This is a genomic window from Allobosea sp. 10N428 (assembly GCF_056394545.1).
Genome location: NZ_JBFTIC010000006.1, coordinates 187,022 through 212,710, shown reverse-complemented (window position 1 = coordinate 212,710; position 25,689 = coordinate 187,022). Strand labels below are relative to the sequence as shown.

Genomic DNA, 25,689 nt, shown 5'->3' with positions numbered 1-25,689 from the left:
ATGACCGCTTCCGCCCTCCGTTACATGCGCCCGCTGGTCCGGGCCGCGAGCTTCGTGGCTCCTTCCGCGACCGGCCGGCTGGCTTTCCGCTTGTTCTGTACCCCGGCGAAGCCGTCGAAGCGAAACAGAAAATCGGGCGAACAAGCCACCGCGACGAGGCTCGGGCAAGCGAGCCGACGCGCGATTCCGTTCCCCTGCGGGAGCGTTCAGGCCTATGTCTTCGAGCCCGAGGCGGTCGTGCCGGCGGGCACGGTGCTGCTGGTCCATGGCTGGACGGGAGAGGCGGCCTCGATGACCGCTTTCGTCGAACCGCTGCTGGCGGCGGGCTTCCGGGTCGTCGCCTTCGACCTGCCCGGCCATGGCGCCTCGACCGGGCGCGAGCTCAACATCCCGCTCGGTGTCGCGAGCCTTGCGGCCGTGGCACGGGTGTTCGGGCCGCTGCATGCAATCGTGACGCATTCCTTCGGCGGGGCGATCGCGCTTGCGGCATTGGCAGGCTCCGTGAGGGGGCAGCCCGCGGTCAGCACCGGGCGGCTCGTGCTGATCGCCGCGCCGTCCTCGATCACCGAGATCACCCGGCAATTCGGCGCCGCGATCGGTCTCGGCAAGCGCGGGCAGGCGGCGCTGGAGCGGCGCATCCATGTCGTCGCCGGCAATCCGGTCGAGGTTTTCGAGGGGGCGCTGCAACTGGAGGCGATCGGGCTGCCGACCCTGGTGATCCACGACCGGCAGGATCGCGAACTCGGCTTCCTTCATGCTGAGGCATTGGAGCGGGCCGGCCCGTTCGTCAGGCTGGAAGCGACGGAAGGCCTCGGCCATCGCCGCATCCTGAAGGCGCGGCCGGTGGCCGAGAGCGTGGCGCGCTTCGTGGTCGGCGAGGGCTAGCTCAGAGCCAACCCATCAGTTCGCGCTGGACGACCTCGGCGATGACGTCGACACCCTCGCGGGAGTCGTTGAGGCAGGGGAGATAGGCGAATTTCTCGCCACCATTGTGCAGGAAGATCTCGCGGTTCTCGCCGTCGAGTTCTTCGAGCGTCTCCAGGCAGTCGGCCGAGAAACCGGGCGCGACGATCGCCATCGATTTCTTCCCGGCCTGGGCCAGCGCCTTCACCGTCTCGTCGGTATAGGGCTGCAGCCATTCGTCCGGGCCGAAGCGCGACTGGAAGGTCAGCGGGAATTGTTCCTCGGAGAGACCTAGCTCGGCGCGCAGCAGACGCCAGGTCTTGACGCACTGGCAGTAGTAGGGGTCGCCCTTCAGCAGGTATTCCTTCGGCATGCCGTGGAAGGAGCAGAGGATGACCTCCGGCTCGAAATCGAGCTTGGCGAGCGAGGCGCGCATCGAGCGGGCGAGCGCGCCGATATAGACGGGGTCGTCATGGTAGGGCGGCGAGACGCGCACCGAGGGCTGCCAGCGCATCTGCATCAGCGCGCGAAAAGCCTGGTCGCAGGCCGTGGCCGAGGTCGGCGCGGCGTATTGCGGATAGAGCGGCACCAGCAGGATGCGGTCGCAGCCCTGGTCGAGCAGAGCCTTCAGCCGGCTCTTCACGTCGGGAAAGCCGTAGCGCATCGCCCAGTCGAAGACGACGCGGTCGCCGGCCAGCGGCTTCAGGCGCTCAGCGAGCTGCTCGGTCTGCGAGCGGGTGATGGTCTTGAGCGGGCCTTCGTTGCGCTCGTTGTTCCAGATCGAGGCGTAATCCTTGCCCTTGCGGCCCGGGCGCGTCGACAGGATGATCAGGTTGAGGATCGGCCACCATTTCCAGCGCGGCTCCTCGATGACACGCCGGTCCGACAGAAACTCCTTGAGATAGGCGCGCATCGGCCAGTAGCCGGTGCCTTCGGGCGTGCCGAGATTCATCAGCAGCACGCCGATGCGGCCGTAGCGCACCTTGGGATGGTCGGGCGGCAGGGAAGCGGCCTCGCGGCCGGGCGCCGCGGCAATGTCAGCAGTCATGAGCGCATGCTCTCCTTAGCCTCGTGATTTAGACGAGTTCGCGCTTTCGTCCAGCCTGGATGCCTGTCGAAGAGCAAGGTGCGACACTACCGACAACCGCTGTTCGGGCCGGTCTGCCCTCTGGTCACTGCGGCTGAACTCTTGCTAGTCTGGAGCCGTTCTTAAGACCTGAGGGGCGCCCGCCATGACAAAGCTCACCCGCCGCAAGGCTCTCGGCGTCCTGGCGGCGCCAGCGACGCTCGCCGCGACCGCGCCCGTGGCGATGGCGCAGCAACCGGCGCCGAGCTTCACGCTGCTGCTCGTCAACGACATCTACAAGATGAGCGACGACAAGGGGCGCGGCGGCTTCGCGCGCGCCTCCGGCATCGCCAAGGCCGAGCGGGCCAAGGGCGTGCCGGTGCTTTTCTGCCATGCCGGCGATTGCTACTCGCCCTCGCTGATGTCGGGCTTCGACCAGGGCGCGCATATCGTCGCGATGCAGAACAAGATGGGCATCGACGTCTTCGTGCCCGGCAACCATGAATTCGACTTCGGCAAGGAGAACTATCTCAAGCTGACGGCGGCCCAGACCTATCCGACCTTCGCCGCCAATCTGCGCGATGCCGGCGGCAATGTGCTGCCGCACCACAAGGATTCGCAGATCTTCGAGCTCGGCGGCATCAAGGTCGGCGTGATCGGCACGACCTTCGATCCGACGCCGCAGCTCTCCAACCCCGGCGACCTGAAATTTTCCTCGACGATGGAGGCGCTGCGCCGCGAGGCCAAAGCGCTGAAGGGGCAAGGCGCCGATATCCTCGTCGCCGTCGTCCATGCCGACCGGGCGATGGATTACGAGATCGTTCGCTCGCGCGTCGTCGACATCGTGCTGACCGGCCACGACCACGACCTCGCGATCGCCTATGACGGCAAGGTGGTGATGGTCGAGTCGAATGAGGAGGGCAATTACGTCACTGCCATTGACATCGCCGTCAGCGTCAAGGGCGAAGGCGCGGCGCGGCAGGTGTCGTGGACGCCGACCTTCCGCGTCAACGATTCCCGCTCGGCGACGCCTGATCCTGACGTCGCCGCCATCGTGAAGGGCTATGAGGGCGAGCTGTCGAAGGAGCTCGACGTCGACATCGCCACGCTGGCCGTCCCGCTGGATTCCCGCACCGGCGTCATCCGCACGCAGGAGACCGCGATCGGCAACCTGATCGCCGACGCGATCCGCGCCGCGACCGGCGCCCAGCTCGCCATCACCAACGCCGGCGGCATCCGGGCCAATAAGCAATATGCCGCCGGGCAGAAGCTGACCCGCCGCGACGTGCTGAGCGAACTGCCCTTCGGCAATGCCACGGTGATGGTCGAGATCACCGGCAGGGACGTAAAGGATGCGATCGAGAACGGCTTGCGCGACGCCCCGCAGGGTGCCGGACGCTTCCCCGTGGTGTCCGGCCTCACATTCGAGGCCGACCTGAAGCAGCCGCAGGGCTCGCGCGTCACCACGGTCACGGTCGACGGCAAGCCGATCGATCCCGCGGCCAAATATACGGTCGCTTCGAACAACTTCATGCTGGAGGGCGGCGACGGCTACACGGCGCTCGGTCGCGGCCGGACGCTGCTCGGTCTCACCGACGGCAAGCTGATGGCCAATGAGGTGATGGTCTATGTGCGCCGGCTCGGCACCGTCGATGCCAAGGTCGAGGGCCGGGCCGTCCTGAAGTGAGCTGCACCGAGGCGCTCGCGACCTTCCTGGCGAGCGGAGCGTCGAGGGGCTGGCGTGACCTGCCGGTCTTCGCTGGTGGCGGCGATGCGACGCGCGCCTGCGCGGCCGTCGATGCCGAACGGGCGACCGGGCATGTCGTCGCGCCGGCGCCCGAGCGGGTCTTCGCCGCGCTGGCGCTGACGCCGCTCGACGCGGTCCGCGCCGTCATTCTCGGGCAGGACCCCTATCCGACGCCGGGCCATGCCAACGGGCTCGCCTTCTCCTATGTCGGCCCGCCGCCGCTGCCGCGCTCGCTGGTCAATATCTACAAGGAGCGGGCCGAGGATCTGGGCGAGCCCGCGCCTGCGGATGGCGATCTGACGCGCTGGGCCAAGCAGGGCGTGCTGCTGCTCAACACGGCGCTGACGGTACGGGAAGGGGCCAGCAAGGCCGGCTCGCACCTTTCGCTCGGCTGGGCGAAGATCACGGATGCGGTGATCGCGGCCGTCTCGCGGGAGCGGCCCCATGCCGTCTTCCTGCTCTGGGGCGCGCCGGCGCAGTTGAAGCGGCCGTTGATCGATGAGAGCCGGCATCTCGTCATTGCCAGCGCTCACCCTTCGCCGCTGTCGGCGCGGCGCGGCTTCTTCGGCTCCAAGCCATTCAGCCGGACGAATGAGTGGCTGGAGGGGCAGGGAGAGAGGCCGATCGATTGGTAAGGGACTTCAGCGTCATGCTCGGGCTTGACCCGAGCATCTCAGGACGGAGGGGCGCCTTATCCTGTAAGAGATTCTCGGGTCGAAGCTTTGCTTCGCCCGAGAATGACGGGGGAGTTCACCCCACCGGCCGTTCGTCAGCGATGACTTTGCCGTCATTGGGCAGCGCGCCGAGCGGCAGGATTTCGACTGCACCCTTCAGCTTCGTCACCTGCTGCAAGGTTGAAGAGACCGCGTCGACGAAACCGGCCGGCTCGGCGTAGATCTCGGCCTTGAGGGTCATGGTATCGGTTTCGTTGGCCCGGCCGACGACGAGCCTGAGCTTGGCGATCTCGGCATGACGCTTGGCGATTTCGGCGACCTGCTCCGGGCGCACGAACATGCCCTTGATCTTGGCGGTCTGGTCGGCGCGGCCCATCCAGCCCCTGATACGGGTGTTGCTGCGCCCGCAGGAACTGAGCCCCGGCAGGACGGCTGTGAGATCGCCGACGGCGAGCCTGATCTGCGGGTGATGCGGGTCGAGATTGGTGATGACGACCTCGCCGACCTCGCCCTCGGGGACGGGATCGCCCGTGCCGGGGCGGACGATCTCGACGATCAGGTTCTCGTTCAGCACCATGCCCTCGCGGGCCGATGTCTCATAGGCGATGACGCCGACATCGGCGGTGGCATAGAGCTGATAGGCGTCGATGCCCCGCGCTTTCACCAATGCCTGCAGCGAGGGCGGGAAGGCTGCACCGGAGACGACGGCGCGCTTGATCGAGGAGATGTCGACGCCGCGCGCATCCGCCGCCTCGATCAGGATCTTGAGGAAGTCCGGCGTACCCAGATAGGCGCTCGGCCGATAGGCGGAGATCACCTCCATCTGCTGCTCGGTATTGCCGGGTCCCGCCGGGATCACGGCGCAGCCGATGGCGCGAGCGGCCGAGTCCATGATGAAGCCGCCGGGCGTCAGGTGATAGCTCAGCGTATTCAGGACGATATCGCCCGGCCGGAAGCCGGCGGCGTGGAGGCCGCGCGCGGCGTTCCAGGCGTCGCGGTCGGTCCCCTCCGGCTCGAAGATGGGGCCGGGCGAGGTGAAGAGACGGCCGAAGGAGCCTGTCGGGGCCGGAACGAAGCCGCCGAAGGGCAGCGCCTGCTTCTGGAGCGCCGGCAAGTCGGCCTTGCGCAAAACCGGCAGGCGCACCAGTGCCGAGCGGCTCGTTACGGAGGCGGGGTCGATGCCGTGCAGCCGCTCGGCATAGGCGGGGGCTTCGATGGCGGCGGCGATCAGCTTCGGCAGCCGCGCGAAGAGATCGGCCTCGCGCTCCCCGGGCGAGCGGGTTTCGAGCGCGTCGTAATGCTCGGTCATGGCGATGTCTCGTTCATAAGGGAAAAGCCCTCATCCTGAGGAGCAAGCGAAGCGGCGTCTTGAAGGACGCTCCCGATGGTTCCGGAGCTTCCTGGAGCATCCTTCGAGACGCCGCTCCGCGGCTCCTCAGGATGAGGGCTTGCGGGATAAGCTTTCACGACAGCCAGCGCTTGCGGCGCTTGTAGCTCTTCACCTCGCGGAAGGACTTCTTGTTGCCCTCGGCGACGCCCAGGTAGAACTCCTTCACATCCTCATTCTCGCGCAGCATCCGGGCTTCACCGTCCATGACGACGCGGCCGGTCTCCATGATGTAGCCATAGGTGGCGTAGCGCAGCGCCATGTTGGTGTTCTGCTCGGCGACGAGGAAGGAAACTCCTTCATCGGCGTTGAGCCGGCGTACGATCTCGAAAATCTCCTCGACGATCTGGGGGGCGAGCCCCATCGAGGGCTCGTCGAGCAGGATCATCTTCGGGTTCGACATCATCGCCCGGCCGATGGCGCACATCTGCTGCTCACCGCCGGAGGTGTAGCCAGCCTGCGAGGTCCGGCGCTGCTTGAGGCGTGGGAACAGCGTGTAGATCTTCTCGAGGTCGCGCTTGATCGCGGCGTTGCCGTCGCGGCGGGTGAAGGCGCCGGTCAGCAGGTTCTCCTCGATCGAGAGATGGCCAAAGCAGTGCCGGCCTTCCATCACCTGGATACAGCCCCGTTTGACGAGCTCGTTGGGGGAGAGCTTGTCGACGCGCTCGCCGTCGAAGACGATCGAGCCCTTGGTGACCTCGCCGCGCTCGGCTTTCAGCAGGTTCGAGATCGCCTTCAGCGTCGTGGTTTTGCCGGCGCCGTTCGCGCCGAGGATCGCGACGATGCCGGCGCGCGGAACGGTGAGCGAGACGCCCTTCAGCACCAGCACGACATGGTCGTAGATGACCTCGATATTGTTGAGCGACAGGATCGTGTCGCTCGCGGTCGCTGCGGCTGGTTTCTCGAGGGTGGCGGTCGACATCGGCCTCTCCCGGCAATCGGCAAAAAGGGGTGCCGGCGGCGGGAGCCCGCCGCCGGCCGTCGTCAGATCAGGACGACTTTTCGCAGGACTCGGAGCGCTTCGGCCAGTTGCCGGCCTTCTCGACATAGTCCTTGGCGTTGGTCTCGATCAGCGGACGGACCTCGTCCTTCATCGGCTCGACCCAGTCGCCGCCCTTGACCCACTTGGTGCCGTCCCACTGCGAGACGAACATCTTGCTGTGGCCGGAGTGGTCGGTGCAGGAGATGGTGGTCGGCGTGACGAAGCCGCCGAGACCGATCTCCTTCAGGCGGGCGTCGGTGAGGTTCAGGGATTCGAGACCGCGGCGCATGTCCTGCGCGTCGATCACCTTCTTGCCGGTGAGCTTCTGCGCGTTGCGGATGCCCTCGACCACGAGCATCGCGTTGTAGACGCCGCGGTTGTAGAGGGCCTCGCCGACCTTCTCCTTCGGCGTCGTGCTCTTGCCCTTGTCGACCACGAGTTTGAGGATGTCCTGCATCGCGGGTGCTTCGGTGCCGCTCAGCGTCCAGCTCAGCGACTTGTAGCCCTTGGCCTGCTCGCCGCCGGCACGCGCGTCGTCGTCGCCGCCGGCCCACCAGACGCCGACCATCTTGTTCATCGGGAAGTTGTTCTTGGCCGCTTCCTTGACCGCGGTGGGGTTCATCGCGCCCCAGCCCTGGTTGTAGAGGAAGTCCGGCCGGTCACGGCGGATCGAGAGCCAGAGCGAGCCCTGGTTCTGCATGTCGGCTGCCGCCACCGGATAGAGCTTGACCTCGAAGCCGTATTTCTTGGCGAGGTTCTCGAGCACCGGAATCGGCTCCTTGCCGAAGGGCGCATCGAGATGGATCAGGCCGAGCTTCTTGCCCTTGAGCTTGTCGAGGCCGCCGAGCTCGGCCGCCATGTGCTTCACCATGACGGAGGCGCCGTCCCAATAGGTGAAGGGCGGAATGAAGACCCAGGGGAAGTTCGTGCCATCGGCCGAGGCGGACAGGCCATAGGCCATCGACAGGATCGGGATCTTGTCGACATGGGCGCGCGGGATCGCGGCCAGCGTCGCGCCGGTCGACCAGGGCGAATAGACGATGGTGTTCTTCGCTTTCGCCTGCTCGTAGCACTCGATCGACTTCTTGGTGTCGTAGCCGGTCTCGCACTCCTCGTAGATGACCTTGACGCCGTTCACGCCGCCGTCACGCTCGTTGATCATCGTGATGTAGTCGCGCATGCCGTCGCCGATCGGGATGCCCGATCCGGAGAACGGGCCGGTGCGATAGGCGTTGTTGGCGAAGTAGACGCTGTCCTGCGCCGCGGCCGGAACGATTGCCCCGGCAGCGGAGAGTAGGGCGCCCAGAGCCGCCCCCTTCATCAGAATGCTGGTCTTCATGGACTTCCTCCGTTCGTTTCCTCCCGACCAGACTGATGCCGGATCGGTCTTTAAGCGCCGGCGCTTCAGCGTCGCCGGTCGTTTCTTGGGTCCGTCCCCGAGCCTCAGTAGGGGAAAGGCCACGTCCGCAATTTCTGCTTGCCGATCTGCCAGAGCCGGGCGAGGCCGTGCGGCTCGACGATCAGGAAGATTATGATCAGCGCGCCGACGAGCATGAAGGTGACGTGCTCGGCTGCCGCACCGCCGATCGGGACGCCGAGCGCCGGCAGGCCGAACTTCAGCGCGGTCGGCAGGATCGACAAGAAGGCCGCGCCGAAGAAGGAGCCGATCAGCGAGCCAAGGCCGCCGATGATGACCATGAACAGGATGTTGAACGAGAGGCGGATCGAGAAGACGTCCGCCGCTTCGCCGCCGCCGTACCAGAGGAAGATCATCATCGCCCCGGCGACGCCGCAGAAATATGAGGAGACCGCGAAGGCCATCAGCTTGGCGTTGAGCAGCTTGATGCCCATGAGCTCGGCGGCGATGTCCATGTCGCGCACGGCCATCCAGGAGCGTCCCAGCTTGCCATGAACGATGTTCGAGGCGAACCAGGTCAGCACGACGACGAGGCCGAGGCAGACGAAATAGCGCGTCTCGGGCGTGGCGGCCGCGCCGGTGAGCGGCAGGCCGAAGAGGGTGCGCTGCGGCACCTCGATCGCACCCGAGGCATTGTAGTTGAACAGCCAGGGAACACGGACGAAAGCCCATTGCAGGAAGAACTGCGCGGCGAGCGTGGCCACGGCCAAATAGAAGCCCTTGATGCGCAACGAGGGCAGGCCGAAGAGCACGCCGATGCCGGCCGAGAACAGCCCTGACAGCAGGATCAGGACGATGATGTTCACGTTCGGGAAGAAGGTGGTCAGCTTGTAGCAGGCATAGGCGCCGACACCCATGAAGGCGGCGGTGCCGAGCGAGATCAGCCCGGTATAGCCGGTGAGGATGTTGAGCCCGATCGCCGCAAGGGAGAGGACGAGGAAGGGGATCATCACCGAGGCGATGAAGAAGTCGCTGCCGAGGAAGGGGATCGCGACGAGAGCGATCGCCAGGATGACGGCGATGCCGATCCGATCTTCCCGGAGCGGGAAGACGGCCATGTCGGCGGCGTAGCTGGATTTGTACTGGCCGGCCTCACGGTAGAACATGTTGTCCGGCTCCTCAGATGCGTTCGATGATCTTGTCGCCGAACAGGCCCTGCGGCCTGAACAGCAGGAAGCCCAGCGCGATGAAATAGGCGAGCCAGCTCTCGATGCCGCCGCCGACCAGCGGGCCCCAGTAGAACTCGCCGAGCTTCTCGCCGATGCCGATGATCAGGCCGCCGACGATGGCGCCGGGGATCGAGGTGAAGCCGCCGAGGATCAGCACCGGCAGGGCCTTCAGCGCGACGATCTCGAGCGCAAAGGAGACGTCCGAGCGCGCGCCCCACATGATGCCGGTGATCAGCGCGACGATGCCGGCGGTGAACCAGACGATCACCCAGATCTGGTTGAGCGAAATGCCGACCGAAAGCGCCGCCTTGTGGCTGTCGGCCACCGCCCGCAGGGCTCTTCCGATGCGGGTGTACTGGAAGAAGGCGGCGAGCAGCGCGATCATCAGCGAGGCGATGACCGCCGCGGCGATGTCGATCTTCTGCAGCGAGACCAGCCCGCCGAGAATCTGCAGGTCAATGGCGCCCTTGGGCAGGTAGAGCTGCTCGGCGATCATCTGCTTGGGATTGCCGCCGAAGAGTGCTTCGCCAAAGCCGATGAGGAAATAGGTGATGCCGAATGTCGCCATGAACAGGATGATGTCAGGCTGGTTGACCAGCGGACGCAGCACCACGCGCTCGATGGTGACGGCAAGCGCGAACATGACGCCGAGCGTGATGATGACGGCGAGGAAGGCCGGCACGCCCTTCTCGTAGAGGCCGACCAGCGTCAGCGCCGCGAACACCACCATGATGCCCTGGGCGAAGTTGAACACGCCCGAGGCCTTGAAGATCAGCACGAAGCCGAGTGCGATCAGGGCATAGAGCACGCCCGAGACGAGCCCCTCCCAGATCGTCTGCACCAGCAGGTCGGGCGCCTGGACCATCTGCTGGAACGGGTCGACGAAGATCGCGTAGAGCGTGTTGGTGGAATCGAGCCGGACACCGATAGCGAGCGCGGCGACGATGGCGGCGAGGATGAGCCCGAACTTGACCAGCGGGCTGGCGAGCAGGTTCGGCGCCGCGCGGGTGGCGATGTCGCTCATGGCCGAAACCTCTGATTGAAGGGCGCGGGGAACCCTTCTCCCGTCTGGGAGAAGGGCAGGGATGAGGGCCCGCCCTCGAAGTTGAAGGCCGTAGCGGTGCCGCTGCGCTTGCTGGATAGGCGGCAGGCCCTCACCCCTGCCCCTCTCCCATCCGGGAGAGGGGTTCCCCGCGCGTTTTCGTCGAAACGTTGCAGGATCACAGCCATCAGTGCGCCACTCCCAGATAGGCGTCGATGACCTTCTGGTTCGCCTTGACCTCGTCGGGCGTGCCGTCGGCGATCTTGCGGCCGTATTCGAGGACGACGACCCGGTCGGAAAGGTCCATGACCACGCCCATATCGTGCTCGATCAGGGCGATGGTCGTGCCGAACTGGTTGTTCACGTCGAGGATGAAGCGGCACATGTCCTCCTTCTCCTCGAGGTTCATGCCGGCCATCGGCTCGTCGAGCAGCAGCAACTCAGGCTCCATGGCGAGCGCACGGCCGAGCTCGACGCGCTTCTGCAGGCCGTAGGGCAGCTTGCCGACCGGCAATTTGCGGATGTGCTCGATCTGCAGGAAGTCGATGATGTCCTCGACGACACGGCGATGCGCGATCTCCTCCTGCATCGCCGGGCCGTGGCGCAGCGCCTGCCAGAAGAAGCCCTTCTTCATCTTGAGGGTGCGGCCGGTCATGATGTTGTCGAGCGTCGACATGCCCTTGAACAGCGCGACGTTCTGGAAGGTGCGGGCGATGCCGCCCGCGGCGGCGCGATGCGGGCGCATCTTGGCGCGGCGCTCGCCCTTGAAGACGATCTGGCCCTCCTGCGGCTGGTAGAAGCCGTTGATGCAGTTGAGCATCGAGGTCTTGCCGGCGCCGTTGGGGCCGATGATGGCGCGGATCTCGCCCTTGCGGATGTCAAAGGAGACATCGGTGATCGCCTTCACGCCGCCGAAGCGCAGCGAGATGTTCTCGACCGAGAGCAGGACTTCGCCCTTGTCGCGGATGGGGGTGCCCGTCACGTTCATCGGCTCCGCGTTCATGCCGCCTTCGCCGCTGCCGGCGCCTCCTGCACGGCCACCGGATAGATCTTGGCGTCGCGCACCTTGACGCGGGCCGAGATCACGCCCTTGCGGCCGTCCTCGAAGGTCACTTCCGTGGAGATGTCGGCGGCGTCCGAGCCGTCGTAGAGCGCGGTGACCAGCGGCGCGTAGCGCTCGGCGATGAAGCCGCGCCGGACCTTCTGGGTGCGGGTCAATTCGCCGTCATCGGCGTCGAGCTCCTTGTGCAGAATGAGGAAGCGCTTGATCTGGGCGCCGCCCATCATCGGCTCGCTGGCGAGTGAGCGGTTCACCTCGTCGACGTGCTTGGAGATCATGTCGTAGACGAGGTCGTGGCCGGCGAGCTCCTGATAGGACGCATAGACCACGTTGTTGCGCTCGGCCCAGTTGCCGACGGCCGTGAGGTCGATGTTGAGCGCGACGGTGGCGTAGTCGCGGCCCTGCCCGAAGGCCACGACCTCCTTGATGTTCGGATAGAACTTCAGCTTGTTCTCGATGTATTTCGGCGGGAAGAGGTCGCCGCTGTTGAGCTTGCCGACGTCCTTGGCGCGGTCGATGATCTTCAGGTGTCCGCCCTCGTCGAAGAAGCCGGCATCGCCGGAGCGGACATAACCGTCGGCGGTCATCGTCTCGGCGGTCTTGTCGGGGTCCTTGTAGTAGCCGCCGAAGATAGAGGGCGAGCGGTAGAGCACCTCGCCATTGTCATCGATGCGGATCTCGACCAGCGGCGCGGGCTTGCCGACCGTATCGGCTTTGATCTCGCCATTGGGTTGCATGGTGATGTAGACGCCGGCCTCGGTCTGGCCGTAGAGCTGCTTCAGGTTGACGCCGATCGAGCGGTAGAACCGGAAGAGCTCGGGGCCGATCGCCTCGCCGGCGGTATAGCCGACCTTGATATTGGTCAGGCCGAAGCGGTTGCGCAGCGGGCCGTAGACCAGCATGTCGCCGAGCCGGTAGAGCAGGCGGCCCTTCAATGGCACGCTCTCCCCGTTCAGAATCTTCTCGCCATAGCGCTTCGCGACGTCGAGGAAGTAGTGGAACATCCGGCGCTTCAGCGCGCCGGCATCCTCCATGCGCACCATGGTGATGGTCAGCATGTTCTCGAAGACGCGCGGCGGGGCGAAGGCGTAGGTGGTGCCGACCTCGCGGCGGTCGTCGATGACGGTTTCCGGGCCTTCCGGGCAGTTGACGCAGAAGCCGGCCAGCATCGCCTGCGCATAGGAGAAGACGTGGTCGCCGACCCAGGCGATCGGCAGATAGGCGATGACCTCGTCGCTCTCGTTGAGCCCGTCGAAGCCGCAGCCGATCTCGGCGGCGACGATGACGTTGTAGTGGCTCAGCATCACGCCCTTGGGCCGCCCGGTGGTGCCGGAGGTGTAGAGGATGATGCCGAGGTCGGCGCCCTTGCCTTGCTCCATCTCGCGGGCGAGCGCGGCCTCGACTTGGGGATCCTGCAGCGCCTTGGCGCCGGCCGCGATCACCGTCTCGATGGCGTGGAGCTTGCTGTGGTCGTAGTCGCGCAAACCCCGCGGCTCGTCATAGAGCATGTGCCTGAGATGCGGCAGGCGATCGGCGATCGAGAGCAGCTTGTCGACCTGCTCCTGGTCCTGCACCACGGCGAAGACCGCCTCGGCATGGTCGAGGACATAGGCCATCTCCTCGGCGACGCCGTCGGCATAGACCGGCACCGGGATCGCGCCAATCCACTGCGCGGCGCACATCGACCAGTACAGCTTCGGCCTGTTGTAGCCGATGATCGCGACCTTCTCGCCGCGTTTCAGCCCGAGATCCTGCAGCCCCTTGGCGAAGTTGCGGACATGGGCAGCCACCTCCGCCCAGTTCCAGGACTGCCAGATGCCGAGGTCCTTGTGGCGGAAGGCGACGCGCGAGGCGCGCTCTTTCGCGTTGCGCAACAGCAATTTCGGAAAGGTATCCGCCTGGCCGGCGGTGCCGCTTGCCACGATTGCGTTCTCCCTGACGAGCCGCCATGCGTCGTGGCGACTTCCTGTGAGCCGGTTCCCGGTCTCGTTGTCATGCAAAGTTGCAGCCGGGCACGATCTTCGCAAGGAGGCGCTTGACAGACAATTCGCCTTTTTGTGAATATTGTCCCGCCGAGGTTTGATCATTGGCGCACTGCGCCGGTTTTCGCTCGGATTTCCTTTTTGCCGCTATGGATTTTGGGCTGTTGCCGCACGGCGTGGCGACGTGATCCTGTGCCTGGGACGAAAGTCTTACGCAAAAAAACGGCCCGCAACTCGGGTGAGCTGCGGGCCGATCGAGATCGTGGCGAAGCGGTCAGTAGCGGTGATAGTGGTTCCGGCGGTAGCCGTGGGCCGGAGCATGCGGCGGTGGGCCGCCATAGCGCCGGCCGTAGTGGTGGCCGCGATCATAGCCGCGCCCGTGGCGGTAAGAGTCGCGCCTGTGCTGCCGCTCCATGTTCCGCTGGATTTCCCATTCGCGGTGTTCGCGGGTGTGGCGGGTATATTCGGCGGGCAGCCGGTTCAACGCCTCGGCCTGTGGAATGGCGTGCGGTGCGGCGCTGGCCGGCGTGGCCGCGATCGCAGCCAGAGCGAGGCCGGCGGCCATCAAAATTCTACGCATGGTCTCTCCTTCAGTCGATGTGCCTCATTGGACCTGGAACGGACCCAATGAAGCCTGAACGGGCAGGTCGGCTGCCGTTCAGAAAGGCCCTCGCCTTCCGGCTTGGACGCGGCGCGGCGTCCCCGGGCTTGCACGGCGATCGACACTCACTTTGACCGGCTGGAGGATTTGGAAGGGGTCGGCCCAATCGCCCCAGACTCGCCGGGCGATGTCCGATTGAGCGGCGGCGTATTCGGCCGCCTGGTCGTTGACCCGCTTCATGAACAGATCGAAGAAGCCAAACATCTCGAAACTTCCTTTCTCAGCACAGGGCTGTTCGGGAAAGGCAACGCGCGAGATGCGATTTGGTGCCCTTTCGAGAACCCTCAACCTTCGTAGCGGGCGAGCTTGTCGAGGTCGCGGATGGTAATGCTGCCATGGCCCAATTCGATCAGGCCGAGATCGGCGAGCTTGGCCAGGCCCTGATTGGCCATCTGGCGCGAGATGCCGGCGAGCATGCCGAGCTCCTCCTGCGAGACCGCCAGCGTGCGGCCGAGATCGGGATAGAGGATCGGGTTGAACAGCCAGGCGAGGTTGCGGGCGAGTCGCCCCGTGGAATCGAGCGTGCGCTCCGTCTCGGCGAGCGAGATGAACTGGGCGAGGCGCTCGTTGAACTGGTGGACGAGGAAGCGGTTGAAGGCTGCCGAATGCTCGAACAGCCAGAGAAAGGTCGACCGGCGCATCAAAGCGATCCGGGACTCACGCAGCGCCACCAATTCGTAGCGGCGCGGTTCGGCCTTGATCACAGTACCCTCGCCGAACCAGGCACCGGCGCGCAGGCCGGCAAGCGTGGCGGATTTGCCGGATTTGGAGGTGGTCGCCATCTTGACCAGCCCTTCGGCCACGCCGGTCCAGGATTCCAGCCGGTCCCCGACATGGCAGATCGAGGCGCCCTTGCCATAGCTCTTGAAGGAGATGCCGCGCCGCGCCTCGTCGAACTCGTCGTCCGACAGGTCATGGGACCATGAGGCGATGGCACGCAGTTCCTCGGGGCTGATCAAGGTGGCGGTGATCCGGGTTGGCGAGAGATAGGCTTCGGGCGGCGTGGCGTCATTCTCGGGCGAAGCGAAGCGTAGACCCGAGAATCTCCTTCAGGAAGAGGCTCCTGAGCCTTCCTATCACGAGATGCTCGGGTCAAGCCCGAGCATGACGAAGCGGGACTCGTGCCAGCTTATTCTGCGGCCTGCGGCAAGGCAGGGGCGGAGCCGCCCTCGCGCAACTGTGCCAGCAGCGTCGCCTCTTCCGCCTTCGCCGCCTTGAGATGCCGTTCCTTCACGTGTCCGAAGCCGCGGATTTTCTCCGGGATTGCGGCCAACGCCACGCCAAGCGCGTGGTTCTCGGGTGCGAGCTTGGGCAGCAGCTCGTTCAACAGCGCCTCGTAATCCGCAACAAGCCGGCGCTCGGTGCGACGTTCTTCCGTATAGCCAAAGAGGTCGAAGGCCGTACCGCGCAGGCGCCTGAACTTCGCCAGTACGGAAAAGGCCCCCATCATCCACGGGCCGAAGCTCATCTTGCGTGGCAGGCCCGTGTTGGGGTCGCGCCTCGCCAGCAAAGGTGGCGCGAGATGGAACTCATAGCGCAGCGGCTTGCCGTGATTTCCTCCTGCTTCAAAGGTCGCGGCGACCTGCTTGCGGAAGGCGCCGTCGCTGTAGAGCCGCGCGACTTCGTACTCGTCCTTAAAGGCCATCAGCTTGAAGAGGTTGCGGGCAACGGCTTCGCTCAGCGCGGTCTGGCCGGGTGTGACCGCCGCTTCCCGCGTCTGCACGCGGGCGACGAGATGGCGGTAGCGCGCCGCATAAGCCGCATTCTGATAGGCGGTAAGGAAGGCGACGCGGCGCTCGATGATCTCGTCGAGCGTCTGCGAAAGCTGGCGGGCCGGTGTCGCCGCCTTGCTCTGCGAGAGGAGCCCGGCCAGCGCCTGCGGATCATGCGCGGCGCGGCGGCCGAGTTCGAAGGCCTGCCGGTTCATGGCGACGGCTTCGCCGTTGAGTTCGATCGCCCGGAGCAGCGCTTCGCGGGAGAGCGGGACGGCGCCGAGCTGCCAGGCATGGCCGAGCATGAACATGTTGGCGGCGATGGCATTGCCGAGGAAGGCCACCGCAGCGGCGGTGGCGTCGAGGAAATGCGTCTGGTCGCGGCCGGCAGCCGACAGGATCGCGCGCTTCAGCCGCTCGGTCGGCAAAGAGAAATCGGCGTTTCGGGTGAAATCGCCGGGCAGGCTCTCGGCGGTGTTGACGATGACCGTGCCGCGCTCGGGGCGGATCGCGCCGAGCACCTTCTTCGAGCCGGTGACGGTGAGGTCGCAGCCGAGGACGAGGTCGGCCTGACCGGCGGCGACGCGGATGGCATGGATGTCGTCCGGATGCGGCGCGAGCTTGACGTGGCTGAAGACGGCGCCGCCCTTCTGGGCGAGGCCGGCCATGTCGATCATGCCGCAGCCCTTGCCTTCGAGATGAGCGGCCATGCCCAGGATCGCGCCGATGGTGACGACGCCGGTGCCGCCGACGCCGGTCACGATCACCGCGAAGCTGCGGTCGAGCGCCGGTACGACAGGCTCGGGCAGTTCGGACTCGCCGAGCGCCGAGGCGTCGAGCCTGAGCGGATCGGCCTTTTTCGGCTTGGCGCCATGGACCGTGACGAAGGACGGGCAAAAGCCCTTCACGCAGGAAAAGTCCTTGTTGCAGTTGGACTGGTCGATCTGACGCTTGCGGCCGAATTCGGTTTCGAGCGGCTGCACCGAGACGCAGTTCGACTGCACGCCGCAATCGCCGCAGCCCTCGCAGACCAGCTCGTTGACGATCACGCGCTTGTCCGGATCCGGGTAGGCGCCCCGCTTGCGACGGCGGCGCTTCTCGGTGGCGCAAGTCTGGTCGTAGAGCAGCAGCGAGACGCCGGAGACCGTGGCGAGTTCGCGCTGGACGGCGTCGAGTTCGTCGCGGTGGTGGAGCGTCGTGCCGGCCGGCCATTGCGTGCCCGGCGGATATTTGCCGGGGTCGTCGCTGACGACGGCGATGCGGGCGACGCCCTCGGCCGCGACCTGCCGCGCCATCTGGTCGGGCGAGAGATGGCCTTCCGCCTGCTGTCCGCCGGTCATGGCGACGGCGTCGTTATAGAGCAGCTTGTAGGTGAGGGTGACGCCGCTCGCGACCGCCCAGCGGATCGCGAGCGAACCGGAATGAGTGTAGGTGCCGTCTCCGAGATTCTGGAAGACATGGCCACGCTTCGAGAACGGCGCTTCGCCAACCCAGTTCGCGCCTTCGCCGCCCATCTGGGTGAAGCCCGCCGTGTCGCGGTCCATCCACTGCACCATGTAGTGGCAGCCGATCCCGGCATAGGCGCGCGAGCCCTCGGGCACCACGGTCGAGGAATTATGCGGGCAGCCCGAACAGAAATAGGGCGTGCGCTTCGCGATCTCCTGCGCCTCGGAGAGGCGGCCTTGCGCCTTGGCGATCTCTTCCAGCCGCACGCGCAGGGCGGGATCGTCGCGATATTGGAGCAGACGCCCGCCCAGTGCGATCGCGATATCGTTGGGGTCGAGCGCGCCATGGACCGGGAAGAGCCATTCGCCGTTTTCGTCCTTCTTGCCGATCACCATCGGCTGGTGCTTGGCGCCGTAAAGCTCCTCGCGGACCTGCACCTCGATCAGCGAGCGCTTCTCCTCGACCACCATGATCAGGTCGAGGCCCTTGGCGAAGGATTTCAGCTCGGCCGGGTCGATCGGCCAGGGGCAGGCGAGCTTGAACAGGCGGATGCCGAGATCATTGGCGCGGACCTCGTCGATGCCGAGATCGGCCAGCGCCTGCTGCACGTCGAGATAGGACTTGCCGACGGTGGCGATGCCGATGCGTGGTTTCTTCCCGCCATGGGTGACGATGCGGTTCAGCTTGTTGGCGCGCAGATAGGCCAGCATCGCATCGCGCTTGTAGAGATGCATCCGGCGCTCCTGCTCGACGAAATCGAGCTCACGGCGGATGGCGAGGCCGCCGGGCGGCGGAACATAGTCAGTTGGCGTGACAATCTCGACGCGATCGAGGGCGCCGTCGATCGAGGCGGTCGATTCGATGTTGTCCTTCACGCATTTGATGCCGACCCAGACCGAGGCGAAGCGCGAGAGCGCGATGCCGTGCAGGCCGTAATCGATGATCTCCTGCACCCCGGCCGGGTTGAGGATCGGCATCATCCGGTCGACCAGGACGAATTCGGTCTGGTGGGCGTTGGTAGAGGACTCTGCCGTGTGGTCGTCGCCCATGAGGCAGATGACGCCGCCCTTGGGGTCGGTGCCGGCCATGTTGCCGTGGCGGAAGACGTCGCCAGAGCGGTCGACGCCCGGCCCCTTACCGTACCAGAGCGCGAAGACGCCATCATGCTTGCCTTCGCCGCTCAGGCCGGCCTGTTGCGTGCCCCAGATCGCGGTGGCGGCGAGGTCTTCGTTCAGGCCGGGCTGGAAGACGATATTTGCCGCGTTGAGGGGTTTCGCCGCGCGCATCAATTGCTGGTCGAGCCCGCCGAGCGGGGAGCCGCGATAGCCGGAGACGAAGCCGGCCGTGTCGAGCCCGGCCTGCCGGTCGCGCTCGCGCTGCATCAGCAGCATGCGGGCGACCGCCTGCGTGCCGGTGAGGAAGACCTCACGCTTGTCGAGATCGTATTTGTCGTCGAGCGCGACGCTGCGCAGTCCGATCTGGCGCAGCGCTGCCGCCTCGGTGCCGGATTTACGCGGTATCTCGGCCATGCTCGGCCTCCCGGATCGTCGTTCCCGCCGACGGGCCGGTAGTCCCGGCCTCATGCTTCGCCGTCTTTGCGGCAAATATGTCAGTGATGCTGACATATCGACCGGAGGCGGTCAATTGATCTGGTATCATTCCAGTTTTCGCGGCGGGGTCCAATGGGCTTGTGGGAGCAGCCGCTGCACGTCCCTGGGGAAGCGCCGCGATTTGGCCCTGTTTGGCGGGGATGGCTGTTGCGGTTGTCGCACGCCCGTCACGGCTGTTGACGATCGCTTAACCATGATCCACCCAGCGTGCCGGGACTGTGGAGGTTTTCGCCTGTGACGTGCCGAGCCCGTCTGACAGCCCTGTCCGGGTTCCTGCTGGCCGCCCTCGTGGCGGGCGAGGCGGCTGCGCATCCGCATGTCTTCGTCAATGCGAAGGCCGAAATCGTCTTCGCGCCCGATGGCTCGGTCCAAGCGATCCGGCATCACTGGAGCTTCGACGAGGCTTACTCCGCCTACATCACCCAGGGGCTCGACAAGAATGGCGACGGCAAGCTGAGCTCGGACGAGCTCGCAGACCTCGCCAAGATCAATGTCGAATCGCTGCCCGATGTCGAGTTCTTCACCGCAGCCAAGCTCAATGGCCGCAAGCAGGAATTCGGCACGCCGGGCGAGCAGGTCATGTCCTTCGACAACAAGGTGCTGACGCTGGTCTTCACCTTGCCGCTGAAGACTCCGGCGAAGGCGCGCTCCTTCGGTATCGAGATCGGCGACCCCACTTACTTCGTCGCCTTCGACATCGTCGATGCGCCGGATGCGGTCGTCACCAAGGGCGCGCCGCAAGGTTGCGTCGTGCGGGTCAACCGCCCGCCCAAGCTCGACGATGCCACGCAGAAGCGCCTCGCCGAGGCCGACATCACCGCGACACCGGATGTCGGCGGGCTCGAAGTCACGACACGGGCGCTGGTCGCATGTCCCTGACGCCGGCGGATACCGCGCGCCCCGCGGGTGCGGCGCTCTCGCGGCGGCTTCTGGCATGCGCGCTGGCGCTGCTCCTCGTCGCGGGGGTGGTTACGCTGCTCGCCATGCTGATCGCGAGCGTAAGCCCGCCGCCCCCGCCACCACCGCGCAACCCGTTCGGCACGGCTCTGCCGCGTGAAGCGCTGCCGTCCACGACCGGATTCGGCGCATTGCTGATCGCCTGGCAATCGAGCTTCTACCGCGAGCTGACGGCGGCGCTGAAGGCGATCGCGACTGCGCCGGGCGCGCTCTGGGGGCTGCTTGGGCTTTCCTTCGGATATGGCGTCTTCCATGCGGCCGGGCCGGGACATGGCAAGGCGGTGATCTCCGGTTACATCGTCGCCGACAACCGCAGCCTGAAGCGGGGCCTGGGCCTGAGCTTTGCCGCCGCGATCCTGCAGGCACTGGTCGCCATCGCGATCGTGACGGTGGCGACGCTGCTGCTGCGGGTCACTGCGACGCAGATGAATGCCGCGACCACCGTGATCGAGCAAGGTAGCTTCCTCCTGGTGGCGCTGGTCGGGCTCTTGATGCTCTGGCGCAAGTCTGGAGCCTTGATCGCACTTGAGGCAGGCGCGGCACATGATCCGGCGGCTTGCGACCATGTCCATATGCCGGATGCCGATCAGGTGTCGCGGCTCAGCGGCTGGCGGGACATGGCCGGCGTCGTGCTGGCGGCGGGCTTGCGCCCCTGCGCGGGGGCGCTGATCATCCTCGTCTTCGCAGCCTCGCAGGGACTGTTCTGGGCCGGCGCGGCAGCGAGTTTCGCCATGGCGCTGGGCACCGCAATCACGACCGGAGCACTCGCGGCCTGCGCGGTCTTCTTCAAATTCGCGGCACTGAAATTCGCTGGCGGCGGCAGCCTGCGTTCGGCCCGGCTGCTTGCTGGGCTCGAACTTCTCGCCGCCGCCTTCGTCGCCGTGCTGGGCACGGCGCTTTTCACCGGGCTCTGGCTCGGCGGGATGGGGAGCTGAGGGGTTAGCGTCATTCTCGGGCGGAGCGAAGCGCAGACCCGAGAATCTTGTGACCAGAGGACACTGGTTTCCGAGATACTCGGGTCAAGCCCGAGCATGACGGCGAACTAACGCAGCGGGTCATTCTCCAGCAGGATCGGCTTTCCGTGCGGCGTCGCCTCGGCGGCGCGGGCCCAGGCGGCGGCGAGCGCGTCGACGCCGTCATGGGAGGTCAGGCCCTTCTCGATCAATAAATGCTCCAGCGCCTCGCACCAGCGCTCGTAATAATCCGAGCCGTCGCGGCAACCGCCGGCCGCCAGCGCTTCGCGGATTTCCGCGCCGAGCGCCTGCGCCCATTCATCCGCCGTGAAGACGCCCCTGTTCTGGAGGGCCACGACGAGGGCAAAGGCTTGGGCCTGCCAGGGTTCGGCGAAGACCGGGCCTTCGGCATCGCGGGGGATCGGGGTGGCGGCGGCGAGAGCCGCCGCCAGATCGGTCTCAGGCCGGCTCAAGATAGCTCTCCCAGGCCTCGATGCTGACGGTGGAGGTCGGGTCGGCGTCGCGGCCCCAGAGCTCCGGACCGGTGAACACTACTGTGTAGAGCCACTGCGCCGTCTCGGGCAGGCCCTGCGAGCCGGTATCGGGGAAGACGTGGCAGCCGACGATGCGTTCGATCGCGCCTTCCTTGCCGCGGGCATAGCGCGGCAGGCGGGTATGGTGCTGCGGATGCATCACGATGGTGCGGACCTTGTCGCCCACGGCGAAGCGCGCCGGCGCTGCGGCCTCGCGCTCATAGGGGAAGCCGCGGCGCAGGACGCCGGCGACCTCCTCGCCCTTGAGCACGCGCTTGGGCTCGCGGCGTTCGGGTGCCGGCTTGCCGCTGGCGAGCTCGTCGGCGCTCACGAAGCGGTGCTTGACCAGCACCTTGTCGAGCGCGGCGAGCCAGATCTCGTAATAGGTCGAGGAAAGATATTGTGCGGGTGGCAGGCTTTCGCGGGCGTGGCGGATCTCGTCGATTGTCCAGGCGCCCATCGCGCCGGCCGCGACATTGATGGCGAGCACGCGCTTTTCCCAGTCGCCATGGAAGACCGGCTCGTTCGGCTCGGGAACGACCGGGCCGAAGGCCATCTGGCCGCCGAGATCATGGGCGCTGTTCATGCGGCGTCCTCCACCTTCGGCAGACCGGTGCCGATCATCGAATCGCGCGTGACGATGCCGGCGAGCTTTTCCTCGCTCCAGCCCTCGGTTCCGGCGGGGCGCATGGGGATGACGATGAAGCGGGTCTCGGCCGTCGAATCCCAGACGCGGATGCGCTGGCCCTCTGGCAGCGTCACGCCGAAATCGGCGATCGTGCCGCGCGGGTCGATCACGGCCTTGGCGCGGTAGGGCGGGGATTTGTACCAGACTGGCGGCAGCCCCAGCACTGGCCACGGATAGCAGGAGCAGAGCGTGCAGACGATGAGGTTGTGCTGCTCGGGCGTGTTGAAGCAGGCGACGATATGCTCGCCGCCGCGCCCGCCATAGCCGAGTTCGGCCGCTGCCGCCGTGCCGTCCGCCTTCAGGCGCTCGGCGAAGGCCGGGTCGGTCCAGGCCTTGGCGACGATGCGGGCGCCGTCGCGAGGGCCGATCTTGGTTTCGTAGGTGTCGATGATGGCGTCGAGCGCGGCCGGGTCGACATAGCCCTTCTCGACCATCAGCGTTTCCAGCGCCTTCACCCGCGCTTCGATGGCGGTGAAGTGGTTGTCGTGGTGGTCGTGATCGTGGTGGTGATGTCCGCCCATGGCGAAATCCTCTCAGGCGATCCGGATGCGTGCGGCGCGTTCGTAGCGTACCGCGAAGGCGACGAGCGAGCGATCGGAACCTTTCGGGCCGATCAGGGACAGGCCGAGCGGCGCGCCCTCGCGCTGCGCCACCGGAATCGTGACCTGCGGGAAGCCCGACAGGCCGGAGAGGCAGAGCAGCCGCAGTGCACGGTTGCGGAAATCCTCCAGCTCCGCCTCTTTCGCCGCGATCAACGGGGCGATGTCGGGCATGGTCGGCAGGATCAGCACGCCGTCCCGGGCGAGAAGGCGCGTAAGCCTGGCGCGGAAGGTTTTGCGGGTCGCTTCGCCACGCGCATATTCGGCGTCGGTCACCGCTTTCGAGAAGATGAAGCGCTCCTTCACGCCCGGCCCCAGCGGCGGGGCGAAGCGCTCGATCATGGCGCCGTCCGACAACCAGGCTTCGCGGCCCTGGATCCAGCGGAAGGCCCAGTAGAGCGCGTCGAGATCACGGACGAGCTTGACGCCTTCGGGCTGGCCAAGCTCGGGAATCGTGCGCTGCACGACATTGCGCAAGATCGTCTCGGCCTCGGGGATGGCCTGGGCGAACATGTCGTCGGCGATGATGAGGCGCGGGGTTTCCGGCAGCTCGGTCCGATCCAGATCGAACAGCGTGTTGGAGACACGGGCGAAGACCTCGCCGTCGCGGGCCAACCAGCCGGGCGTGTCGAGGCTCTCCGCCAGCGGCCAAACCCGCTTCAGCGAAAGCCGGCCATAGGTCGGGCGGATGCCGAAGAGGCCGCCATAGCTCGCGGGCGCCCGAACCGACCCGCCGGTGTCTGAGCCCAGGGCGATATCGACGAGGCGCCCGGCCACCGCCGCCATGGAGCCGCAGGAGGAGCCGCCGGTGATCCGCTCCGGCGCTGCCGGATTGATCGGCGAGCCGAAATGCGCGTTCTGGCCGTTGAGAGAGAAGGCGAGTTCGTCGGTATGGGTCTTGCCGACGAAGCGCGCGCCGGCCTGAAGCAGGTCCTTCACGATCGGCGCCGTCTTCGTCTTGATGCCGGACTGCGCCAGCACCAGCGGCGAACCCGCCCCCGTCGGATAGCCCTTGACGTCGAAGAGGTCCTTCACCGCGAGCGTCAGCCCGGCAAGGGGCCCTGCGACGGCATGCTTCACCGGCGCATCGGGATAGGGAACGAAGCAGCGAAACGGATCGTCAAAGGTCATGCGTCAGATCCCCCTTGCATCGCCGTCCGAACGCGGGTCGTGCACTGCCTCGACATGGCCCTTGGCGTGCTTCACCAGCATGCCGGCATGGCCGAAGCCCTCGGAATAGGCCAGGCCGCTCTCCTCGACGGGATGGCCGGCGGCATCGAGCCGTTCCAGCAACGAGGAATCGAAGCGGCTCTCGAATTTGAGACTGGTCGAGCCGGCGCCCCAGGTCTTGCCGAAGAGCCAGCGCGGCGCATCGACCGCCGTGGCGAGGTTCTGGCCGGCGCGGTAGCGGGTCAGGATCTGCGCCTGGAACTGGGGCTGGCCGTCGCCGCCCATCGAGCCATAGGGCAGGATGCGCCCGTCGTCGAAGCGGGCGAAGGCCGGGTTCAGCGTGTGGAAGGGCTTGCGGCCGGGCCTCAGCGGGTTGGCGGCATTCCTGTCGAGCGAGAACGAGACGCCGCGGTTCTGCCAGTGGATGCCGGTCATCGGCAGCACGCAGCCGGAGCCGTATTCCCAGTAGATCGACTGGATATAGGAGACGGCGAGGCCCTTACCGTCGATGGCGCCCATCCAGATCGTGTCGCCGTCGCCATTGCGCAGCGGCAGCTTCGCCGCCCGCTTCCTGTCGACGGCTGCCGTCTCGCGCATGAGCGCGGCATCGGTCAGGAAGTCGGCGGGCGGATGATCGAGCTCGGCCGGGTCGGTGACGTAGCGGTCGCGGATGGCGAAGGCGCGTTTCGTCGCCTCGATCAGACCGTGATGATGCTCGAAGCTGTCGAGCTTGGTGGCGCCGAGCCGCTCGAAGATGCCGAGGATCATCAGCGAGGCCAGCCCCTGCGTCGGTGGCGGCAGGTTCGAAACGGTGAGGCCGGGCAGCTTCAGCGTCAGAGGCGCGACGCTCCGCGCGCGATAGCGTTCGAGATCGGCGCGGGTGACGGGCGCGCCGATGCGTTCGAGGTCGGCGGCGATCTCGCGGCCGACATCGCCGCGATAGAAATCGTCGAGCCCGGCATCGGCGAGCTGTTGCAGGGCGGCGCCGAGCGCTTCCGGCCTGCGGCGGGCGCCGGGCTTGGGAGGGGCGCCGTCTCCCCAGAAATTGGAAACGAAGCCAGGCGCGGCCTTCAGGGCTTCCAGCTCGTTGGGCTTGTTGCCGAGCTCGGACTCCGAAACCGCGTAGCCCTCGCGGCAATGGCTGACAGCGTCGGCCAGCAATTCGCGGAGCGGAAGGCGCCCGCCGAGCGAGCGCGAGAGATCGAGCGCAAGCTGCCAGCCGCCGACGGCGCCCGCAACGGTGAGCGCCGCTTCCGGCCCGCGCGAGGGAATGGCGTCGTAGCCCTTGCCGCGGTAGCGTTCGATCGTGGCGAGAGAGCCGGCCGGGCCGCAGGCCTCGATACCGTGCAGGCGGCCGCCCGGCTCATGAACCAGCCAGAAGCCGTCGCCGCCGATCGCGTTCATATGCGGGTAGACTACCGCGATCGTCGCGGCCATGGCGACCATGGCCTCGATGGCGTTGCCGCCCTCGGCGAGAATGGCCCGCCCCGCTTCGGAGGCGAGGCGGTGAGGCGCTGCCACGGCGGCGGAGGCGAAGACAGGCGTATCCAGCATCAGGGCTTTTCAAGCTCCGGAATCATGCCCATCTGGGGGTGGCGGGCGCGAATTTGTTGCATGGGGCGGCAAGCTCCGCTAGGTGCCTAGGGCGCATGGCGGCGTGAGGCGGCCTGCGCGTGAAGGAAGGACAGCATGGCCGGACGGCATATGAACTGGCGCAACCTGATCATGGTCTCCTCGTTCGGGATCCTGATCGCCGTCGAGCTCTTCGGCGTGGCGCTGGCGGCCGGCTGGGCGCTGGCTGGCCTGTTCGATCTCGGCGCCATCTTCGAATACATCATGATGGCGATCTTCTCGGTCTTCGCGGCCTACGGTCTGCTCAACCTGATGCGGCGGATGCTCAAGATCGAGCACCTGACCGAGGTCGACTGAGA

22 protein-coding genes are annotated in these 25,689 nt (G+C 66.4%); 6 read left to right on the top strand and 16 right to left on the bottom strand.

Features of this window, described 5'->3' with window-relative positions; all coding sequences use genetic code 11:
• On the top strand, positions 1-885 hold the full coding sequence (locus tag AC1DDA_RS19350) for an alpha/beta fold hydrolase (protein WP_476796980.1): 885 nt from the start codon (positions 1-3) through the stop codon (positions 883-885).
• Between the two features lies 1 nt (position 886).
• Here the strand turns inward: AC1DDA_RS19350 and hemH are convergent, their stop codons facing one another.
• A complete protein-coding gene (gene hemH, locus AC1DDA_RS19345) occupies positions 887-1,951 on the bottom strand; it encodes a ferrochelatase (protein ID WP_441511681.1) in 1,065 nt (354 codons plus the stop codon).
• Between the two features lie 184 nt (positions 1,952-2,135).
• Between hemH and AC1DDA_RS19340 the strand changes: the two genes are divergently transcribed.
• Positions 2,136-3,656, top strand: coding sequence for a bifunctional metallophosphatase/5'-nucleotidase (locus tag AC1DDA_RS19340; protein ID WP_476796979.1), 1,521 nt, complete (start codon positions 2,136-2,138; stop codon positions 3,654-3,656).
• Entirely contained in the window at positions 3,653-4,351 is a 699-nt protein-coding gene (gene ung, locus AC1DDA_RS19335; protein ID WP_476796978.1) for a uracil-DNA glycosylase, read from the top strand. The genes AC1DDA_RS19340 and ung overlap by 4 nt, the downstream gene beginning before the upstream one ends.
• Positions 4,352-4,466: 115 nt before the next feature.
• On the opposite strand, the gene AC1DDA_RS19330 is transcribed toward ung, so the two are convergent.
• The 10 genes from AC1DDA_RS19330 to AC1DDA_RS19285 all read right to left on the bottom strand — a co-directional run bounded on the left by AC1DDA_RS19330 (position 4,467) and on the right by AC1DDA_RS19285 (position 18,777).
• A complete protein-coding gene (locus tag AC1DDA_RS19330) occupies positions 4,467-5,699 on the bottom strand; it encodes a phenylacetate--CoA ligase family protein (RefSeq protein WP_476796977.1) in 1,233 nt (410 codons plus the stop codon).
• 154 nt (positions 5,700-5,853) lie between these two features.
• Positions 5,854-6,699, bottom strand: coding sequence for an ABC transporter ATP-binding protein (locus tag AC1DDA_RS19325; RefSeq protein WP_476796976.1), 846 nt, complete (start codon positions 6,697-6,699; stop codon positions 5,854-5,856).
• A 67-nt stretch (positions 6,700-6,766) separates the two neighbouring features.
• Positions 6,767-8,098 carry an ABC transporter substrate-binding protein gene (locus tag AC1DDA_RS19320; protein WP_476779523.1) on the bottom strand — a complete coding sequence of 444 codons (1,332 nt, stop codon included), beginning with the start codon at positions 8,096-8,098 and terminating at the stop codon, positions 6,767-6,769.
• Between the two features lie 104 nt (positions 8,099-8,202).
• Positions 8,203-9,282, bottom strand: a complete 1,080-nt coding sequence (locus AC1DDA_RS19315) for a branched-chain amino acid ABC transporter permease (RefSeq protein ID WP_476796975.1) — start codon at positions 9,280-9,282, stop codon at positions 8,203-8,205.
• Between the two features lie 13 nt (positions 9,283-9,295).
• The gene (locus AC1DDA_RS19310; RefSeq protein ID WP_441511864.1) at positions 9,296-10,210 is read right to left on the bottom strand and encodes a branched-chain amino acid ABC transporter permease; all 915 of its coding nucleotides are present in this window, start codon (positions 10,208-10,210) and stop codon (positions 9,296-9,298) included.
• A gap of 364 nt (positions 10,211-10,574) precedes the next feature.
• Positions 10,575-11,375 carry an ABC transporter ATP-binding protein gene (locus tag AC1DDA_RS19305; RefSeq protein WP_441511865.1) on the bottom strand — a complete coding sequence of 267 codons (801 nt, stop codon included), beginning with the start codon at positions 11,373-11,375 and terminating at the stop codon, positions 10,575-10,577.
• Positions 11,376-11,386: 11 nt separating this feature from the next.
• Positions 11,387-13,372: an AMP-dependent synthetase/ligase gene (locus AC1DDA_RS19300; RefSeq protein ID WP_441511866.1), complete on the bottom strand. Its 1,986-nt coding sequence runs from the start codon at positions 13,370-13,372 to the stop codon at positions 11,387-11,389.
• Positions 13,373-13,703: 331 nt separating this feature from the next.
• A complete protein-coding gene (locus AC1DDA_RS19295; protein WP_476796974.1) occupies positions 13,704-14,009 on the bottom strand; it encodes a hypothetical protein in 306 nt (101 codons plus the stop codon).
• Positions 14,010-14,374: 365 nt separating this feature from the next.
• Positions 14,375-15,049: a Crp/Fnr family transcriptional regulator gene (locus AC1DDA_RS19290; RefSeq protein WP_476796973.1), complete on the bottom strand. Its 675-nt coding sequence runs from the start codon at positions 15,047-15,049 to the stop codon at positions 14,375-14,377.
• Positions 15,050-15,219: 170 nt separating this feature from the next.
• The gene (locus AC1DDA_RS19285) at positions 15,220-18,777 is read right to left on the bottom strand and encodes an indolepyruvate ferredoxin oxidoreductase family protein (RefSeq protein WP_476796972.1); all 3,558 of its coding nucleotides are present in this window, start codon (positions 18,775-18,777) and stop codon (positions 15,220-15,222) included.
• 315 nt (positions 18,778-19,092) lie between these two features.
• On the opposite strand from AC1DDA_RS19285, the gene AC1DDA_RS19280 reads away from it, so the two are divergent.
• Both AC1DDA_RS19280 and AC1DDA_RS19275 read left to right on the top strand, forming a co-directional pair.
• Positions 19,093-19,737 (top strand): DUF1007 family protein, encoded by a 645-nt coding sequence (locus AC1DDA_RS19280; protein ID WP_476796971.1) that lies wholly within the window; start codon positions 19,093-19,095, stop codon positions 19,735-19,737.
• Positions 19,728-20,750 carry a nickel/cobalt transporter gene (locus tag AC1DDA_RS19275; protein ID WP_476796970.1) on the top strand — a complete coding sequence of 341 codons (1,023 nt, stop codon included), beginning with the start codon at positions 19,728-19,730 and terminating at the stop codon, positions 20,748-20,750. Before AC1DDA_RS19280 ends, AC1DDA_RS19275 begins: the two co-directional genes overlap by 10 nt.
• A gap of 107 nt (positions 20,751-20,857) precedes the next feature.
• Here the strand turns inward: AC1DDA_RS19275 and AC1DDA_RS19270 are convergent, their stop codons facing one another.
• Genes AC1DDA_RS19270 through AC1DDA_RS19250 form a run of 5 tightly spaced genes read right to left on the bottom strand, consistent with a single transcriptional unit; the run spans position 20,858 to position 25,312 of the window.
• Entirely contained in the window at positions 20,858-21,241 is a 384-nt protein-coding gene (locus AC1DDA_RS19270; RefSeq protein WP_441511694.1) for a nitrile hydratase accessory protein, read from the bottom strand.
• Positions 21,228-21,887, bottom strand: a complete 660-nt coding sequence (nthB, locus tag AC1DDA_RS19265) for a nitrile hydratase subunit beta (RefSeq protein WP_476796969.1) — start codon at positions 21,885-21,887, stop codon at positions 21,228-21,230. The genes AC1DDA_RS19270 and nthB overlap by 14 nt, the downstream gene beginning before the upstream one ends.
• The gene (gene nthA / locus AC1DDA_RS19260; protein WP_441511696.1) at positions 21,884-22,510 is read right to left on the bottom strand and encodes a nitrile hydratase subunit alpha; all 627 of its coding nucleotides are present in this window, start codon (positions 22,508-22,510) and stop codon (positions 21,884-21,886) included. The genes nthB and nthA overlap by 4 nt, the downstream gene beginning before the upstream one ends.
• A 12-nt stretch (positions 22,511-22,522) precedes the next feature.
• Entirely contained in the window at positions 22,523-23,719 is a 1,197-nt protein-coding gene (locus AC1DDA_RS19255; RefSeq protein ID WP_476796968.1) for an amidase, read from the bottom strand.
• A gap of 3 nt (positions 23,720-23,722) precedes the next feature.
• Positions 23,723-25,312, bottom strand: a complete 1,590-nt coding sequence (locus AC1DDA_RS19250; protein ID WP_476796967.1) for a gamma-glutamyltransferase family protein — start codon at positions 25,310-25,312, stop codon at positions 23,723-23,725.
• A gap of 135 nt (positions 25,313-25,447) precedes the next feature.
• Between AC1DDA_RS19250 and AC1DDA_RS19245 the strand changes: the two genes are divergently transcribed.
• The gene (locus tag AC1DDA_RS19245) at positions 25,448-25,687 is read left to right on the top strand and encodes a hypothetical protein (protein WP_441469324.1); all 240 of its coding nucleotides are present in this window, start codon (positions 25,448-25,450) and stop codon (positions 25,685-25,687) included.
• Positions 25,688-25,689: the final 2 nt, after the last annotated feature.